Annotated in this window: 14 protein-coding genes and 1 riboswitch; of the genes, 7 read left to right on the top strand and 7 right to left on the bottom strand. The window is 70.8% G+C overall.

Features of this window, described 5'->3' with window-relative positions; translation table 11 throughout:
* A partial coding sequence (locus ACFU95_RS48935; protein ID WP_383843715.1) for a GNAT family N-acetyltransferase occupies positions 1–809 on the bottom strand: 809 nt, incomplete at its 3' end.
* A 179-nt stretch (positions 810–988) separates the two neighbouring features.
* On the opposite strand from ACFU95_RS48935, the gene ACFU95_RS48930 reads away from it, so the two are divergent.
* Positions 989–1,270, top strand: a complete 282-nt coding sequence (locus ACFU95_RS48930; protein ID WP_067441040.1) for an HPr family phosphocarrier protein — start codon at positions 989–991, stop codon at positions 1,268–1,270.
* A gap of 169 nt (positions 1,271–1,439) precedes the next feature.
* Here the strand turns inward: ACFU95_RS48930 and ACFU95_RS48925 are convergent, their stop codons facing one another.
* The 4 genes from ACFU95_RS48925 to ACFU95_RS48910 form a co-directional block, all read right to left on the bottom strand.
* Positions 1,440–2,135 (bottom strand): GntR family transcriptional regulator, encoded by a 696-nt coding sequence (locus ACFU95_RS48925; RefSeq protein WP_383843712.1) that lies wholly within the window; start codon positions 2,133–2,135, stop codon positions 1,440–1,442.
* Between the two features lie 235 nt (positions 2,136–2,370).
* Positions 2,371–3,156 carry a M23 family metallopeptidase gene (locus ACFU95_RS48920; protein WP_383843709.1) on the bottom strand — a complete coding sequence of 262 codons (786 nt, stop codon included), beginning with the start codon at positions 3,154–3,156 and terminating at the stop codon, positions 2,371–2,373.
* Positions 3,157–3,169: 13 nt separating this feature from the next.
* Positions 3,170–3,333, bottom strand: a riboswitch (cyclic di-AMP (ydaO/yuaA leader).
* 250 nt (positions 3,334–3,583) lie between these two features.
* Entirely contained in the window at positions 3,584–4,972 is a 1,389-nt protein-coding gene (locus ACFU95_RS48915; RefSeq protein ID WP_383843706.1) for a M16 family metallopeptidase, read from the bottom strand.
* Positions 4,969–6,324, bottom strand: a complete 1,356-nt coding sequence (locus ACFU95_RS48910) for a M16 family metallopeptidase (RefSeq protein WP_383843703.1) — start codon at positions 6,322–6,324, stop codon at positions 4,969–4,971. Before ACFU95_RS48910 ends, ACFU95_RS48915 begins: the two co-directional genes overlap by 4 nt.
* A 546-nt stretch (positions 6,325–6,870) precedes the next feature.
* On the opposite strand from ACFU95_RS48910, the gene ACFU95_RS48905 reads away from it, so the two are divergent.
* Positions 6,871–9,327 carry a DNA topoisomerase (ATP-hydrolyzing) subunit A gene (locus ACFU95_RS48905; RefSeq protein WP_383843700.1) on the top strand — a complete coding sequence of 819 codons (2,457 nt, stop codon included), beginning with the start codon at positions 6,871–6,873 and terminating at the stop codon, positions 9,325–9,327.
* Here the strand turns inward: ACFU95_RS48905 and ACFU95_RS48900 are convergent.
* A complete protein-coding gene (locus ACFU95_RS48900; protein WP_383843697.1) occupies positions 9,324–10,418 on the bottom strand; it encodes a CobW family GTP-binding protein in 1,095 nt (364 codons plus the stop codon). The two genes, ACFU95_RS48905 and ACFU95_RS48900, sit on opposite strands and share 4 nt — an antisense overlap.
* 321 nt (positions 10,419–10,739) lie before the next feature.
* Between ACFU95_RS48900 and ACFU95_RS48895 the strand changes: the two genes are divergently transcribed.
* Positions 10,740–11,291, top strand: a complete 552-nt coding sequence (locus tag ACFU95_RS48895) for a DUF6082 family protein (RefSeq protein ID WP_383843694.1) — start codon at positions 10,740–10,742, stop codon at positions 11,289–11,291.
* 155 nt (positions 11,292–11,446) lie between these two features.
* On the top strand, positions 11,447–11,683 hold the full coding sequence (locus tag ACFU95_RS48890; protein WP_128430880.1) for a hypothetical protein: 237 nt from the start codon (positions 11,447–11,449) through the stop codon (positions 11,681–11,683).
* Between the two features lie 186 nt (positions 11,684–11,869).
* On the opposite strand, the gene ACFU95_RS48885 is transcribed toward ACFU95_RS48890, so the two are convergent.
* On the bottom strand, positions 11,870–13,036 hold the full coding sequence (locus ACFU95_RS48885; protein WP_383843691.1) for a citrate synthase/methylcitrate synthase: 1,167 nt from the start codon (positions 13,034–13,036) through the stop codon (positions 11,870–11,872).
* A 108-nt stretch (positions 13,037–13,144) separates the two neighbouring features.
* Between ACFU95_RS48885 and ACFU95_RS48880 the strand changes: the two genes are divergently transcribed.
* The 3 genes from ACFU95_RS48880 to ACFU95_RS48870 all read left to right on the top strand — a co-directional run.
* The gene (locus ACFU95_RS48880; protein ID WP_383843688.1) at positions 13,145–14,401 is read left to right on the top strand and encodes a citrate synthase; all 1,257 of its coding nucleotides are present in this window, start codon (positions 13,145–13,147) and stop codon (positions 14,399–14,401) included.
* 119 nt (positions 14,402–14,520) lie between these two features.
* Positions 14,521–15,465, top strand: coding sequence for a sucrase ferredoxin (locus ACFU95_RS48875; protein ID WP_383843685.1), 945 nt, complete (start codon positions 14,521–14,523; stop codon positions 15,463–15,465).
* A gap of 127 nt (positions 15,466–15,592) precedes the next feature.
* Positions 15,593–16,764, top strand: a 1,172-nt coding sequence (locus tag ACFU95_RS48870) for a Spo0B domain-containing protein (RefSeq protein ID WP_383843682.1), incomplete at its 3' end; no start/stop codon positions are given.

The following is a 16,764-nucleotide window of genomic DNA, read 5'->3' as shown; positions in this document are numbered from 1 at the left end:
ATGTCGCGCATCGAGCGGTGCGCGGGCACCCCGTCGAGTTCCTTGAGATCCTCCGGGAACGCCCTGTTCACCGCGTACAGCCGCCCCGTGAACCCGGCGTCCCGGATGTTGCCGAGAACACTGCGGCCCACCCCGCCGGGGGCGCGGCCGACGCCGATGACGGCGACCGAGCCGGGTGCCAGCAGCCGCCGCACGGACCGGGCCTCGGCACGCTGCTCGCGCGCGTACTGCACGGCGAGCGAGCGGTCCGTCGGCTCCAGGTCGAACTCCAGGCGTACGACGCCGTCCTCGAAGCTGCGCTTCTGGGTGTAGCCGGCGTCCGTGAACACCTTGATCATCTTGGTGTTGGCGGGCAGCACCTCGGCGGCGAAGCGGCGGATGTCGCGCTCGCGGGCGACGGCGCCGATGTGTTCGAGGAGGGCGGAGGCGACGCCGCGGCCCTGGTGGGCGTCCTGGACGAGGAAGGCGACCTCGGCCTCGTCGGCGGGTGCGGACGCGGGCATTCCGTCGGCGCCGATCCGGTCGTAGCGTACGGTGGCGATGAACTCGCCGCCCACCGTGGCCGCGAGTCCCACCCGGTCCACAAAGTCGTGGTGCGTGAAGCGGTGGACGTCCTTTGCGGACAGTCGCGGGTAGGGCGCGAAGAAGCGGTAGTACTTCGACTCGTCCGACACCTGCTCGTAGAAGCTGACCAGGCGCTCGGCGTCATCAACGGTGATGGGGCGGATGCGCGCGGTGCCGCCGTCGCGCAGCACCACGTCGGCTTCCCAGTGGGCGGGGTACTCGTGCCGGTCCGAGGCGCTCTGCATGGGGCCCAGAGTACGGCTCGCGTACGACAACGGCGCGAGGCAGTCTGTGGAGGACGTATGACGGGTCGAGGCCGCGACCCGACGGTCACCTCAGGAGGGGACGTTTTGTCCCTCCCGGCATGCTTCACGGGTGTGGGAAACTGGTCTAGACAACCCTGAACACCGAAGGGCAGCATCACATGGCTGAGCGCCGCGTCAACGTCGGCTGGGCCGAGGGCCTCCACGCCCGCCCCGCTTCCATCTTCGTCCGGGCCGCCACGGCCGCAGGTATCCCGGTGACGATCGCCAAGGCCGACGGCAACCCCGTCAACGCGGCCTCCATGCTGGCCGTCCTGGGCCTGGGCGCCCAGGGTGGTGAGGAGATCGTGCTCGCCTCCGACGCCGAGGGCGCCGACGTCGCCCTCGACCGTCTGGCGAAGCTGGTCTCCGAGGGCCTCGAGGAGCTGCCCGAGACGGTCTGAATGACCTGAGCGGCACTCCGTAGCAAGTGGTGAAGCCGCGTCCGCCTTTTCGGCGGGCGCGGCTTCGCTGTTTTCGGGCAGGCGGCCACCGGAATTACCGGTCCACCTGAAAAAGGGCAGCGGAAATTATCCGCCACCGAATATCCCCTCTTTGTATACGGCGCCCGTGTTAATGTCGCAGGCTCGGCATGTTTACGGGATGTTGCGAATTCCTCACACGGTCGGCGCGATCGCCGCCGGTGCCGAACCGCAGCCGGTGCGCGGAGAGCGCGCGCTCGGCGTGCAGTGCCGTGACCGCCCGGGCGCGCTCACCGTCGCCGCGCGCCACCGCGTCCACGATCGCGCCGTGCTCGGTCCAGGACTCCGCGGGGTTGGCCGGCGCCTCCACGGCGTACATCCAGGCGATCTTGTGACGCAGCTGGGTCAGCGTCGAGGCCAGCGCGGGGCTGCCGGAGGCCTGGGCCAGCGTCTCGTGGAACCAGCTGCCCAGCGAGCGCAGATCCTCGCTGTTTCCCCTCCTGGCCCGCTCCTGGCCCAGCCTGACCAGGCCGCGCAGGACTTTCAGATGGGCCTCGGTGCGCCGCTGGGCGGCCCGGGCGGCACCGAGCGGCTCCAGGAGCGTGCGCATCTCCAGCAGGTCGGCGGCCTCCTGCTCGGTCGGTTCGGCGACGCACGCGCCCGCGTGCCGCCGGGTCACCACGAAGCCCTCCGCCTCCAGGGTGCGCAGGGCCTCCCGGACGGGGACGCGGGAGACGCCGTAGCGCCGCGCGAGGAGTTCCTCGGTGAGCCGGCCGCCGCGCTCGTAGACGCCGGCGACGATGTCGTCCCGGATCGCGGTGCATACCGAGTGCGCCGGAATACGCATGACCGACCTCCGCCTTAATCCCCGTGAAACGTCGACGAATGACGTGTTCCCGGTGACTCTATTGCAACCGGACGGAATTTCCGACGGCGGGCCGGAATCCATGGATATTTTTTGGACAGTCGATCGTCCCGGAAACGCCGAAAGCCCCGGCACGGGAGCCGGGGCTTCGGGGAAGCAGTGCCTCGGGGAGGCGGACCGCTGAGAGGCGGGGCCTCGGGGAGACGCGGTGGGGACGTCAGACGTTCACGCCGTGCGAGCGCAGGTAGGCGACGGGGTCGATGTCGGAGCCGTACTCGGCCGTCGTGCGGGCCTCGAAGTGCAGGTGCGGTCCGGTGACGTTGCCGGTGGCGCCGGACAGGCCGATCTGCTGGCCGGGGGTGACGGTCTGGCCCACCGAGACGCCGATGGACGACAGGTGGCCGTACTGGGTGTACGTGCCGTCGTTCATCCTGATCACGATGTTGTTGCCGTACGACCCGCCCCAGCCGGCCTCCACGACGGTGCCGGAGCCGACCGCGTGGACGGAGGTGCCGCTGGCGGCGTGGAAGTCGACGCCGGTGTGGCTGCCGGAGGACCAGACGGCCCCGCCGGACTTGTAGCCGGTGGAGACGTACGAACCTGAGATCGGGGCGACGTAGGACAGCAGGCGCTTGCGCTCGGCCTCGCGGGCGGCGCGCTCCTTGGCCTCGCGCTCCTGCTTGGCCTTCTCGGCGGCCTGCTTGCGGGCGGCCTCCTCGGCGGCCTGCTTCCTGGCCGCGGCCTCCTGGGCGGCCTGCTTCTGGGCGGCGGCCTGGGCGTCGATCTGCTCGGCGAGCGTGTCGTCGACGGTGATGACGGGTATGAGACCGGTCTGCTCGACGGCGGGTTCGGCGGCGAGAGCCGGGGCGGCCAGGGTGCCTATGACGCCGGTGGCGGTGAGAGCGGCGACGCCCGCCGCGCGGGCGGTGGTGCGCTCGAACCGGCCGGGACGACGATGCTTCCCGGAGGCGCGGTTCTTCCCGGTGGCGCAGGTGAACGCCATGTAGTGGCTGGTCCTTTCCTTCCTTCTCGCCTACCGGGTTAGCTGACGGGTTCGGAGCAGGAAGGTCTCCTACGGACCCCCTCGCGGCTGCGCGGGCGTCCGATTCACCCCAGGGACTACGGGCGGGTCCCCGGCTCCCCTGGCTCGCGCCGTACGGGGACTCGGCGATGGCTGTCCGGTGCCGCGGGCGCGGCGCACTGCCTGACGGACAGCCCGGAAGACGCTAAGCGGCACCACTTTCAATCCCCAAACGGATCGCGGATTTTGTAGCGCATCCCACAGGCCAGACAGGCAACCTTTCCCTCAATTCGGGCATAAAGGGGCCCTGGTGACTTCGAAGTCACCAGGGCCCCTCACGCACGCGTGCCGTCGCCCGGCGCGGTGTCGTCCTCTACTCGGTCCTCTGCTCGGTCCTGTGCCCGGCCCTCTACTCGGCTGCCACGACGGTGACTTCGCCGATGCCGAGGGCCTCGACGGGCTCCCGGATCGCGGCCGCGTCGCCGACGAGGATCGTCACCAGGCGGTCCACCGGGAAGGCGCTCACGGCCGCCGCGGTGGCCTCGACGGTGCCGGTCGCGGCGAGCTGCTGGTACAGCTTCGCCTGGTAGTCGTCGGGCAGGTGCTGCTCGACCTGGTCGGCCAGCGTGTTCGCCACGGAGGCGGCGGTCTCGTACTTCAGCGGGGCCACCCCGACGAGGTTCTGCACGGCGAAGTCCCGCTCGGCGTCGGTGAGCCCTTCACCGGCGACCCCGCGCAGGACCTTCCAGAGGTCGTCCAGCGCCGGACCGGTGTTCGGGGTGTCGACGGAGCCGCTGATGGCGAGCATCGCCGCGCCCGTGCCGTCCGGAGCGGAGCGCATGACCTGCCCGAACGCGCGCACACCGTAGGTGTAGCCCTTCTCCTCGCGCAGGACCTTGTCCAGGCGGGAGGTGAGGGTGCCGCCGAGGCAGTAGGTGCCGAGCACCTGCGCGGGCCACACGCGGTCGTGCCGGTCGGGGCCGATACGGCCGATCAGCAGCTGCGTCTGCACGGCGCCGGGGCGGTCCACGATGACGACGCGGCCGGTGTCGTCCGCGGTCACCGGCGGGACCGGGCGGGGCTGGGCCGGGGAGCCGGTCCAGGCGCCCAGGGTGTCGCCGAGCAGGGCGTCGAGGTCGACGCCGGTGAGGTCGCCGACGACCACGACGGTGGAGGTGACGGGGCGCACGTGCCGCTCGTAGAAGGCGCGTACGCCCGCCGAGTCGATGCCCGTGACCGTGTCCTCGGTGCCCTGACGCGGGCGCGACATGCGCGAGGTCGCCGGGAACAGCTCCTTGGAGAGCTCCTTGGCGGCGCGGCGCGAGGGGTTGGCCAGCTCGTGCGGGATCTCGTCGAGCCGGTTGCGCACCAGGCGCTCGACCTCGGCGTCCTCGAACGCGGGCGCCCTGAGGGCGTCGGCGAGCAGCCCCAGCGCCTTCGGCAGACGGGAGACGGGCACCTCGAGGCTGACGCGGATGCCGGGGTGGTCGGCGTACGCGTCGAGCGTGGCGCCGCAACGCTCCAACTCGGCCGCGAACTCCTCGGCGGTGTGCTTGTCGGTGCCCTCGGAGAGGGCGCGCGCCATGATCGTGGCGATGCCGTCCAAGCCCTTCGGCTCGGCGTCCAGGGGCGTGTCCAGGAGCACCTCGACGGCGATGACCTGCTGGCCGGGGCGGTGGCAGCGCAGGACCGTCAGGCCGTTGTCCAGCTTGCCGCGCTCGGGCGCAGGGAACGCCCAGGGCCGGGCCTCGCCGGCCTGTGGCTGCGGGTGGAACTCCATGCTGGCGAGCTCGGTCACTGCGCCGACTCCTCGTTCTCGTCGGTGGCGGGGGCTTGGGCGTCCTCGGCCTCGTCGGCGACCGGCTCGTACACGAGCACCGCGCGGTTGTCGGGACGCAGGCGGGCCTTGGCGACCTCCTGGACCTCCTCGGCGGTGACGGCGAGGACGCGCTGCACGGCGGTGAAGGCGAGCTGCGGGTCGCCGAACAGGACGGCGTACCGGCACAGTTCGTCGGCGCGGCCAGCGACGGTGCCGAGCCGGTCCAGCCACTCGCGCTCCAGCTGGGCCTGCGCGCGCTCCATCTCCTCGGCGGTCGGGCCGTCCGCCGCGAAGCGGGCGAGCTCCTCGTCGACGGCCGCCTCGATGACGGGGACCTCGACATCGCCGGAGGTCTTCACGTCCAGCCAGCCCAGGGAGGGCGCCCCGGCCAGGCGCAGCAGGCCGAACCCGGCCGCCACGGCCGTACGGTCGCGCCGCACGAGCCGGTTGTAGAGACGGGAGGACTCACCGCCGCCGAGGACGGTCAGCGCCAGGTCGGCCGCGTCGCACTCGCGTGTGCCGTCCATCGGGAGCCGGTAGGCCGCCATCATCGCGCGCGCGGGAACGTTCTCCTCGACGACCTCGCGCAGCTGCTCGCCGATGGTTTCGGGCAGTGCGCCGTCGCGCGGCTCGGGCTTGCCGTCGTGAGCCTGGATGGAACCGAAGTACTTCTCGACCCAGGCGAGGGTCTGCTCCGGGTCGATGTCGCCGACGATGGACAGGACGGCGTTGTTGGGCGCGTAGTAGGTGCGGAAGAACGCGCGGGCGTCCTCCAGGCTGGCCGCGTCCAGGTCGGCCATCGAGCCGATCGGCGTGTGGTGGTAGGGGTGTCCGTCGGGGTACGACAGGGCGGTCAGCTTCTCGAACGCCGTGCCGTAGGGGACGTTGTCGTAGCGCTGGCGGCGCTCGTTCTTGACGACGTCGCGCTGGTTCTCCAGGCCCTCCTCGTCGAGCGCCACCAGGAGGCTGCCCATACGGTCGGCCTCCAGCCACAGCGCGAGCTCCAGCTGGTGGGCGGGCATGGTCTCGAAGTAGTTGGTGCGCTCGAAGCTGGTGGTGCCGTTCGGCGAGCCGCCCGCGCCCTGGACGAGCTCGAAGTGGCCCGTGCCCTTCACGCTGCTCGATCCCTGGAACATCAGGTGCTCGAAGAGGTGGGCGAGTCCGGTACGGCCCTTGACCTCGTGACGGGAGCCGACGTCGTACCAGAGGCAGACCGCGGCGACCGGTGTGAGGTGATCCTCGGAGAGCACCACGCGCAGGCCGTTGGCCAGGCGGTGCTCCGTCGCGGTGAGGCCGCCGGATTGTGCCTCCGGTGTGGCCGTGTGACCCATGGGCTAGGTGTCCTTCCGGTCGCGTGCGCTGCGTTTGCCGAGCAGTTCGGCTCAAGCTCCTGCCACTGTATGCAGCGTCCGAAGGGTCGGCGAAGTTCCCGGTCAGAACGCCGTGCCCGGACAAAGGTGATCACGGGCCGCGGGCGCCGCGGGGAACGGCGCTCGGGCCCGGCTCGCCGTCCCGTCCCGCGACCCCGTCGAGCGGGGCCGGCCGCGCAAGCTCCGGCCACGCACGCGGCGCCGGCACGGGCCCGTCCTCCCCACGACCTGGGACTGTGCCCGGCGGTCACTCCGCCGAGTGAACGGTCTCGCGGCGCACACTTGCCTTCGGTCCCGCCGGCCGCAAGCGTGGTCCGGGTCAGGACGGTTCGCGCCGCGTCCGCCCCCTGTGTCGCGGGGAGGGCCGGGCGTCGGCGACACTTCTCCGACGCCGGGCCGGAGCCCAACATCGGGTCCTGGTCGGTGGTTGTCAGTGCCGCGGTCCACAATGGTCCGCGTCAGATACCGCAAACGCTCGAGCGACCAGAACCAGAGGAGCCGGCAGCGATGGCCCGCCGCAGCACGAAGAACCCGCCGCCCGACGACTCGTACGAGGAGAAGATCCTCGACATCGACGTCGTCGACGAGATGCAGGGCTCCTTCCTCGAGTACGCGTACTCGGTCATCTACTCCCGGGCCCTGCCGGACGCCCGCGACGGCCTCAAGCCGGTGCACCGCCGCATCGTCTACCAGATGAACGAGATGGGTCTGCGCCCCGACCGCGGCTATGTGAAGTGCGCCCGCGTCGTCGGCGAGGTCATGGGTAAGTTGCACCCGCACGGCGACGCGTCGATCTACGACGCCCTGGTGCGCATGGCCCAGCCCTTCTCGATGCGCGTCCCCCTGGTCGACGGACACGGCAACTTCGGCTCGCTGGGCAACGACGACCCGCCGGCCGCCATGCGGTACACCGAGTGCCGGCAGGCCCAGGCGACGAGCCTGATGACCGAGTCGATCGACGAGGACACGGTCGACTTCACGCCCAACTACGACGGCCAGGAGCGGGAGCCGGTGGCCCTGCCCGCCGCCTTCCCGAACCTCCTCGTCAACGGCGCCTCCGGCATCGCCGTCGGCATGGCGACCAACATGCCGCCGCACAACCTCTCCGAGGTCATCGCGGCCGCCCGCCACCTGATCCGTTACCCGAACGCGGATCTGGACGCCCTGATGAAGTACGTCCCGGGCCCGGACCTGCCCACCGGCGGCCGGATCGTCGGCCTCTCCGGCATCCGGGACGCGTACGAGACGGGCCGCGGCACCTTCAAGATCCGCGCGACCGTGTCCGTGGAGACGGTGACCGCCCGCCGCAAGGGCATCGTCATCACCGAACTGCCCTTCACGGTCGGCCCGGAAAAGGTGATCGCCAAGATCAAGGACCTGGTCGGTTCGAAGAAGCTCCAGGGCATCGCCGACGTCAAGGACCTCACCGACCGCGAGCACGGCCTGCGTCTGGTCATCGAGATCAAGAACGGCTTCGTGCCGGAGGCCGTCCTGGAGCAGCTGTACAAGCTGACGCCGATGGAGGAGTCCTTCGGTATCAACAACGTCGCGCTGGTCGACGGCCAGCCCCTCACCCTGGGCCTCAAGGAGCTCCTGGAGGTCTACCTCGACCACCGCTTCGAGGTCGTCAGGCGTCGCAGCGAGTTCCGCCGCACAAAGCGCCGCGACCGGCTGCACCTGGTCGAGGGCCTGCTCACGGCGCTGGTGGACATCGACGAGGTCATCCGTCTGATCCGGTCCAGCGAGAACTCCGCGCAGGCGAAGGAGCGCCTGATGGAGCGCTTCTCGCTGAGCGAGATCCAGACCCAGTACATCCTCGACACGCCGCTGCGCCGGCTCACCAAGTTCGACCGCATCGAGCTGGAGGCGGAGAAGGACCGGCTGGGCGAGGAGATCGCCGAGCTGACCCGGATCCTGGACTCGGACGCGGAGCTGCGCAAGCTGGTCTCCGCCGAACTCTCCTCGGTCGCCAAGAAGTTCGGCACCGAGCGCCGTACGGTCCTGCTGGAGTCGGCGGGTGCGCCGGTCGCCACCGTGTCGCTCCAGGTGGCGGACGACCCGTGCCGGGTCCTGCTGTCCTCGACGGGTCTGCTGGCCCGTACGGCGAACGGCGACCCCTTCGCTGAGGACGGCGAGGCGAGGCGCTCCAAGCACGACGTGATCGTCTCTGCCGTGCCGGCCACGGCTCGCGGTGAGGTGGGCGCGGTGACGTCCACGGGCCGTCTGCTGCGGATCAACGTCGTCGATCTGCCGCAGCTGCCGGAAACGGCGTCGAGACCGAACCTCTCGGGTGGCGCGCCGCTGGCGGAGTTCCTCTCCCTGGACGGCGACGAGACCCTGATCTGCCTGATCACGCTCGACGAGTCGTCCCCGGGCCTGGCGATCGGCACGGAACAGGGTGTCGTCAAGCGTGTGGTGCCCGACTACCCGTCCAACAAGGACGAGTTGGAGGTCATCACCCTGCGGGAGGGTGACCGGATCGCCGGCGCGGTCGAGCTGCGCACCGGTGAGGAGGACCTGGTCTTCATCACGGACGACGCGCAGCTGCTGCGCTACCAGGCCTCGCAGGTCCGCCCGCAGGGCCGCGCCGCCGGCGGCATGGCGGGCATCAAGCTCACAGAAGGCGCGAAGGTGATCTCCTTCACGGCGGTGGACCCGGCGGTCGACGCGGTGGTGTTCACGGTCGCCGGCTCGCGGGGCACGCTGGACGACTCGGTCCAGACAACGGCCAAGATGACCCCGTTCGACCAGTACCCCCGCAAGGGCCGTGCCACCGGTGGTGTGCGTTGCCAGCGGTTCCTGAAGGGCGAGGACTGTCTGTCCGTGGCCTGGGCGGGCGCCGTCCCGGCACGGGCCGCGCAGAAGAACGGCACTCCGGCCGAGCTCCCGGACATCGACCCGCGCCGCGACGGCTCGGGCGTGTCCCTGCCGAAGACGGTGTCGGTGGTGGCCGGTCCGGTCTAGACCTCCTGGGAGGCGGGGGCTCCGTCCTCCGCCTCCGGTACGTATCGCAGAACGCCCCACATGCCGTGCTCGTCGGCGTGTGGGGCGTCGCTCTCGCAGGCCTCCAGCTCCTTGCCGAGGGCAAAGGCGTCGATGCCGGAGCCGATGAGGACCAGCTGGGTGAGGCGCGCGTCGGCGGCCTTCCACCGCTCCGGGTAGAAGCGGAGGAAGCGCCCGACGGCGTGGACGGCGTATCGGTTGACGGTGTCGTGCGGGCCGAAGTCGACGTACCCCTTGATCCGGTACAGCCCCTCCGGCCTGCTGTCCAGGAATCCCATCAGCCGGCGTGGGTCAAGGGGAACTTCGGCGACGAAGGACACGCTGTCGTAGGCGGTGTGCAGGTGACCGTGGTGGGCACGGTCCGTGTCGTGGCCGCTGCCGGTGGCGGCGTCCGTGTGCTCGTGCAGGTCGTCGAAGGACAGCTGCCCGATGCGCTCCTGGCTGGGGCGGCAGTCGAAGAGGAACTCGGGGTCGATACGGCCGTAGGTGGCGGGAACGACGGCGGCGCTGTCGGTGAGCTGGCGGACCAGTTCGAGCACGCGCTCACCGTCCGCCGTCCGGTCGAGCTTGTTGACCACGACGAGGTCGGCGAGGGCGAGATGCCGGTCGATCTCGGGGTGCTTCGCGCGTGTGTCGTCGAACTCGGCGGCGTCGACCACCTCGACCAGCCCGCCGTACACGATGCCGGGATGGTCACTGGCGAGCACCATGCGCACGAGTTCCTGGGGCTCGGCGAGCCCGCTGGCCTCGATGACGATCACGTCGATGCCGGTGGCGGGCCGGGCGAGCCGTTCCAGGTAGAGGTCCAGCTCACTGGCGTCGACCGCGCAGCACAGGCAGCCGTTCCCGAGGGAGACGGTGGAGTCGCCCAGCGCGCCGGCGACCGCCATGGCATCGATCTCGATCGCGCCGAAGTCGTTGACGATGGCGCCGATGCGGGTGCCTCCGCTGCGGTGCAGGAGATGGTTGAGCAGAGTCGTCTTGCCGGAACCGAGGAATCCGGCAAGGACGACGACCGGAATCTGCTGCGGACCGGGGTTCGGCTGGCTCAACGTGCGACCTCTCTCACGCCGACGGTGCACCGGCTCGCGGGTCGGCGCACGTACGAAGGTTGAATGCCGACCCAGGATACGAGCCGGAAGAATCACCGCGAAGTGAACGATTGTTAGCAGCACTTGCCGGGCAGACGTTGGGCATGGCGCCGGAGTGTGCGACCCTCGCTTCCCTCCGTGCGCCTCCTCTCCGCCTCCCCGCCGATCAGAGCCGCTCGGCACTCTGGGAGACGGCAAGCGCCGCCCACCGCTCGCCGGTCCCCTCCCGTCGACCCGCACCCCGACGACCGGCGGACGGCCGCCTGATCGGGGGTAGTTGACATGACCACACGGAAAAGTTCTGCAAGGAGGCTGGGTTCCGCCACGCTCGCTCTCCTCGCCGCGACCGCCACCCTGACGCTGGCAGCGCGTCAATGGCGGTCGGAGAAGGCACGTCTGCACGAGCAGCGGCTGGAACTCGAGGAGCTGGCGATCCGGCGCACGGCTCTGGCCCATCAGCAGCGCATGCACTGGGAGTTGCTGGGCAGGGCGATCGACGATCCCTCGCTGGCCGCGGTGATCGACACCTACGACCAGGACATCCCGGCGGAGAGGCGCCGGCAGTTCTTCTACGCCAACGCCTGGTACGTCCACCTCTACCACCTCTACCAGGCGGAACTCCTGGACCGGGAGGAGCTGTACACGCGTCTGCGGGAGTTCTTCCAGAGTCCGGTCTTCCGCGAGTACTGGGAGGCATCGCGGCACATGCGCGCCAGCCTGGACGAGTCATCGGTGGAAGCCCAGCTGGGGCACATGGTCGACGGTCTCGTCCGGGACCTCGACGAATCCGACACGGACGAGTGGTGGGTCGTCGGGGAGCCGCCGACGGACTGACCGGGGCCACTGACGCGGAGACGGTCAACAGCTGAACCGAGAGGGGCGCGACTGAGTGATTTTCTTGTGGTCCAGCCACAGGGGGCTCAGGAACACCAGTAACCTGCTCCCCACCCAGTATGCCCAGACCCTTTTGTTCGTAAGGACCGGTACCTTTGAAGATCGTGCGCCGCATCGGTGTGCCTCCCAGCGCCCGAGGCAGTAGTTCAGGAGCTACCTGCCCGGACGTGTTCGAACTCAGCGACGGCAACTTCGCCGTCATCGGCACCGAGGCCACCGAGGCGCTTGACCCGGAGCTGCCCGCCGATGCCGCCCGCGCCGACTACGAGCGCATCGTCATCGTCAGCCGGGAGACCCTCATCCGCGCCAAGGCAGACATCCCCGACGCCTGAGACCGCCGCACGAGCACGCGTCCACCCCAGACCCGTACCGTCAACGCTCCCCGGCCGCGCACAACCGTTGAGCGAGCCGGGCAACCGACCCGGCGAGCAGCCGGCACCCCGTCACTGCTCGGTCACCACCCGATGAGGCCTGGCGCCAGAACGGCACCAGGCCACACGCATGCCAGGGGCCGGTTGTCAGGCGGCCGTCGGCACCCTCGCCGGCGCACCCGGCCCCACATACCGCGCCACCGGCCTGATGATCTTCGAGTCCTGTGCCTGTTCCAGGATGTTGGCGCCCCAGCCCACGACCCGCGCGGCGGCGAACGTCGGCGTGAACATCTCGCGCGGCAGACCGCAGAGTTCCATGACGACGCCCGCGTAGAACTCGACGTTCGTGTGCAGCTCACGGCCGGGCTTCAGTTCGGCGAGGATCGCCTCGACGCGGCGTTCGACCTCTACGGCGAACGCGACGCGCGGGCCGCCGAAGCGCTGGGCGATGTCGCGGAGCATCCGGGACCGGGGGTCCTCGGTGCGGTAGACCGGGTGGCCGAAGCCCATGATGCGGTCGCCGGCGAGGACGCGTTCGCGGATCCAGGCGTCGATGCGGTCGGGGGTGCCGATCGCGTCCAGCGTGTCCAGCGCACGGCTGGGCGCACCTCCGTGCAACGGCCCCGACAGCGCGCCCACGGCTCCGACGAGACAGGCCGCGACGTCCGCTCCTGTGGAAGTGATGACGCGGGCCGTAAAGGTTGACGCATTGAATCCGTGGTCAATGGTTGAGATCAAGTATTGCTCGACGGCCCGCGTCCGGTCCGGGTCCGGCTCGGCTCCCGTCAACATGTACAGGTAGTTCGCCGCGTACGACAGGTCCTCGCGGGGCTCGACGGGATCAAGCCCCGCGCCCAGCCGGTGCAGAGCGGTGAGCAGCGTCGGTACGGCCCCGGCCGCCACGAGGGTGTCCCGGCGGCGCGCGTCGGCGCCGATGTCGTACACCGGCCGGAAGCCCTGGGCCGCACCGAGCAGGGAGAGCGCGGTACGCAGACCGGCCAGCGGGCCGGACCCTCCGCTCGCCGCCGCGATCGCGGGAAGCGCGGCCCGCACCTCGTCGGGCAGCCGTCGCAGCGCGGCGGTCTCGGCGGCGAAGGCGGCGGAACGTGCGGCGTCCGGCAGTTCACCGTGCACCAGGAGATGCCAGACATCCTCGAAGGGACGGATCTGCGCGAGTTCCACGGCCGAGTACTGGCGGTAGTGATAGAAGCCCTCGCGCCCCCGGACATCGCCGACCTCGGTGTCGGTGACGACGACGCCCGCGAGTCCACGCGGCACCTCGACGAGCGCGGTTGCTGACCTGTTGACGGACATGTTTCCTCCCTGGACTTGATTCGACTGTCCATGCTTGACTGAATTCTTGTCAATATTGATTGAATCAATATATAAATCAATGTCCGGCATCCTGGATACGGTGACCCCATGCGCGATCAAGAACCCGGCCCCGGCCCAGCAGGGCGGCGGCTGACCACCCAGGAGGCCGCCGAACTGCTCGGCGTGAAGCCCGAGACCGTGTACGCGTATGTGAGCCGCGGACACCTGAGCAGCCGCCGTGTGTCCGGCGGCCGGGGCAGCACCTTCGACGCCGCGGAGGTGGAGACGCTCGCCCGGCGCAACAGGCGTGAGAGCGCGGGCAGTTCAGGATCGGGCGGCGAGCTGGCCGTCCGGACCCGCCTCACGTTCATCGACACGGACCGCTACTACTTCCGGGGGGTGGACGCGACCGAGCTGGCCGCCCGCCACTCCTACGAAGAGGTGGCCGAGTGGCTGTGGACCGGTGCGTTGCGACGGGGTGTCACCTTCACCGCCCCCGAGGCCGCCGTCACCGCCGCCCGTCGCGCCGCCGACGCCCTGCCCGAACACGTCGGCCCCACCGACCGGTTGCGGGTCGCGGCGATCGCCGCCTCGGCCGCGGACCCCCTGCGCTTCGACCTCTCCGAGGAGGCTGTGCTCGGCACCGCGCGCGTCCTCATCCCGACGCTCGTCGCCGCTCTCACACCGTCGCGGTACGCCTATCGCGACGAGGGCTCCATCGCTCACCGCCTGTGGGGACAGCTGAGCGGACGGCCCGCCGACGAGGCCGTCGTGCGCGTCCTGGACACCGCCCTCGCCCTGCTCGTCGATCACGACCTGGCCGCCTCGACCCTCGCCGTGCGGGTCGCCGCATCGGCCCGCGCGCACGCCTACGCGGCCGTCTCCGCCGGGCTCGGCGTACTCGAGGGCCCTCTGCACGGCGCTGCCAGCGGCCTCGCCCACAAGCTGATCATGGAGGTGCTCGACCGGGGCGACGCGGGGCCCGTCATCGCCGAGGAGCTGCGGGCCGGCCGGCGCGTTCCGGGGCTCGGCCACCGCCTCTACCCCGGCGAGGACCCACGCGCGCGTGTCCTGTTCGACCTCCTGGAGGAGCTCCCCCACGCCGCTCCCGCCCTCGCCGCGGCCCGCGACATCGCCGCCACGGCTGCCCGCCACACCGCGCTGCACGCCAACGTCGACCTGGCCCTGGGCGTGTTCACGGCCTCCTCCGGCATGTCCCACACAGCGGGCGAGACGATCTTCGCCGTGGCCCGTACGGCCGGCTGGATCGCCCACGCCCTGGAGGAGTACGGGGAGCGACCGCTGCGCATGCGCCCGAGCGGGCACTACACGGGTCCGAAACCGCCGCAGCCGCTGCCGGAGTAGACGGGGAGCGAGAGGGGCGCCCAACCGGAGTGGGGAACTGCGCGGCCAGAGGGCCCGTACGCGGTGAGACAGGCCCCTCGACCCGACGCCGCTCTACAAGTCAGGTTAGGCTCACCTCTGTGAGTACGTGCTCAACCGTCTCGCAGGACCTCGACGAGCCCGTCGCGGGGACCGCGGCGAACGCGACGACCTGGCTGCTGGTGGAGCAGCCCGGTCCGTGGGGTGCCAAGGCGCTCACGCAGAGCCATCTGGATCCGGCGCTGGGGCGAGCCCTGGAGGCCGCCGCGAAAGACACGGGCGTACGCGTCGCCCTGATCCGCCGCCCCGGTCGGCACGCCGACTGCGGCACCGCCGCCGAGCGGCAGGTCTACGCCGCCCACACCGTGCCCGGGAACGTGTGGCTGCACGCCGCCACGGTCCGCGACCCCGCGCGGCTGCTCGACCTGGACTTTGCTGCCATCGGCATGGGTGACCACCACACCTTCGACTCGGTGCTCCAGGGGCGCCCCCACACAGGCGACCCTCTCGCGCTCGTCTGCACCAACGGCAAGCGGGACCGCTGCTGCGCCCTCCTCGGGCGCCCCCTCGCGGCCGAGCTCGCCGCCTCCGGCGTGGAGGGCGTCTGGGAGGTCACCCATCTGGGTGGACATCGGTTCTCACCGACCCTGCTGGTGCTGCCGTACGGCTACGCGTACGGCCGGGCCCAGGCCCACGCGGTCAAGGAGGTCCTGCACAGCGTCCAGGAGGGCCGGATCGTCGTTGAGGGGTGCCGTGGGAACTCCGCCTGGGAACGACCCGGGCAGGCGGCCGAGCTGGCCGTGCGCAGAACTACAGGCGAGGATGCCGCGCAGGCCCTGAGCGTCGTACGGACGGACGGCGCGGCCCCGCGGTGGGAGGTGACGGTCGCCCACACGGACGGACGTCACTGGCGGGTCGCCGTGGCACAGGGCGCCTCCCAGCCGCCCCGCCCCGAGAGCTGCGGATCGGTGCTCGGCTCACCCGCGCGGATGGACGTGGTGGCGGTGCGCGAGCTGACCATGACCAGGGCGCTCGCCACACGATGAGTACACGCTCGTAGGTTGATCAGATGGACCGGGTCCCGCCACATGGACGGGCTGCCCGACTCTGATCAAGAGATCCACATCACACCCCTCTACGGGACTTCCCGCACGTCCACGTACCGTCATGGGTATGAGCCCCACTCCCCCCGCACGTCGCCTGCGTCTCGGTCTGCCCCGGCGGATGTTCGCGCAGGTGCTGCTGATGCAGGTGGCGATCGCCGCGGGAGTCGCGGTGCTCGCGACCGGACTGTTCCTCGCTCCGCTCAGCGACCAGCTGGACGACCAGGCGATGCGCCGCGCGCTGTCGATCGCGCAGACCACCGCGGCCCAGCCGCAGATCGCCGAGGATCTCGCGACCACTCCCGCGACGGTCGGCGGGCCGGTCCAGCGGGAGGCGGAGCGTATCCGTGAGGCCACCAAGGCCGAGTACATCGTTGTGATGGACCGGCGCGGGGTGCGCTGGTCCCATCCCACCCCGGGCGAGGTCGGCAGGACCGTCTCGACCGACCCGGGCCAGGCTCTGTCCGGCCACGAGGTCATGCAGATCGACGACGGCACCCTGGGCCGCACGGCCCGCGGCAAGGTGCCGCTTCGCGACGACGACGGCAGGATCATCGGGGCGGTCTCGGTCGGCATCGCGTACGACAGCGTGCGGGCCCGGTTGCTGCACACGATCCCTGAGCTGTTCGCCTATGCAGGCGGTGCCCTGGCGGTCGGCGCGCTGGCCGCCTGGCTCATCTCCCGCCGGGTCCAGCGGCAGACCCACGACCTGGCCTTCTCCGACATCTCGGGGCTGCTCTCGGAGCGCGAGGCGATGCTGCACGGTATCCGGGAGGGCGTCGTCGCTCTGGACCGCTCGGGCCGTATCCGCCTCCTCAACGACGAGGCGGGGCGGCTCCTCGGCATCGGTGACGAGGCCGTCGGCCGGTCCCTCGACGAGGCGCTCGGCGAGGGCCGTACGACGGACGTGCTCGCCGGCCGGGTCACGGGCACCGATCTGCTCACGGTCCGCGGCCAGCGCGTCCTGGTCGCCAACCGCATGCCCACCGACGACGGCGGCGCCGTCGCCACCCTGCGCGACCGCACCGAGCTGGAGCAGCTCGGCCGGGAACTCGACTCGACGCGCGGCCTGATCGACGCCCTGCGCGCCCAGGACCACGAGCACGCCAACCGCATGCACACGCTGCTCGGACTGCTTGAACTGGAGATGTACGACGACGCCGTGGAGTTCGTCGGCGAGGTCGCCGGTGACCACCGGGCCACGGCGGAACAGGTCGCCGAGAAGAGCCCGGAACACCCGTT

Origin of the sequence: Streptomyces sp. NPDC057623, from assembly GCF_042800355.1 — a bacterium.
Classification (GTDB): Bacteria; Actinomycetota; Actinomycetes; order Streptomycetales; family Streptomycetaceae; genus Streptomyces.
The sequence above is the reverse complement of the archived record's forward strand: the minus strand, read 5'-3'. Positions and strand labels throughout refer to the sequence as shown.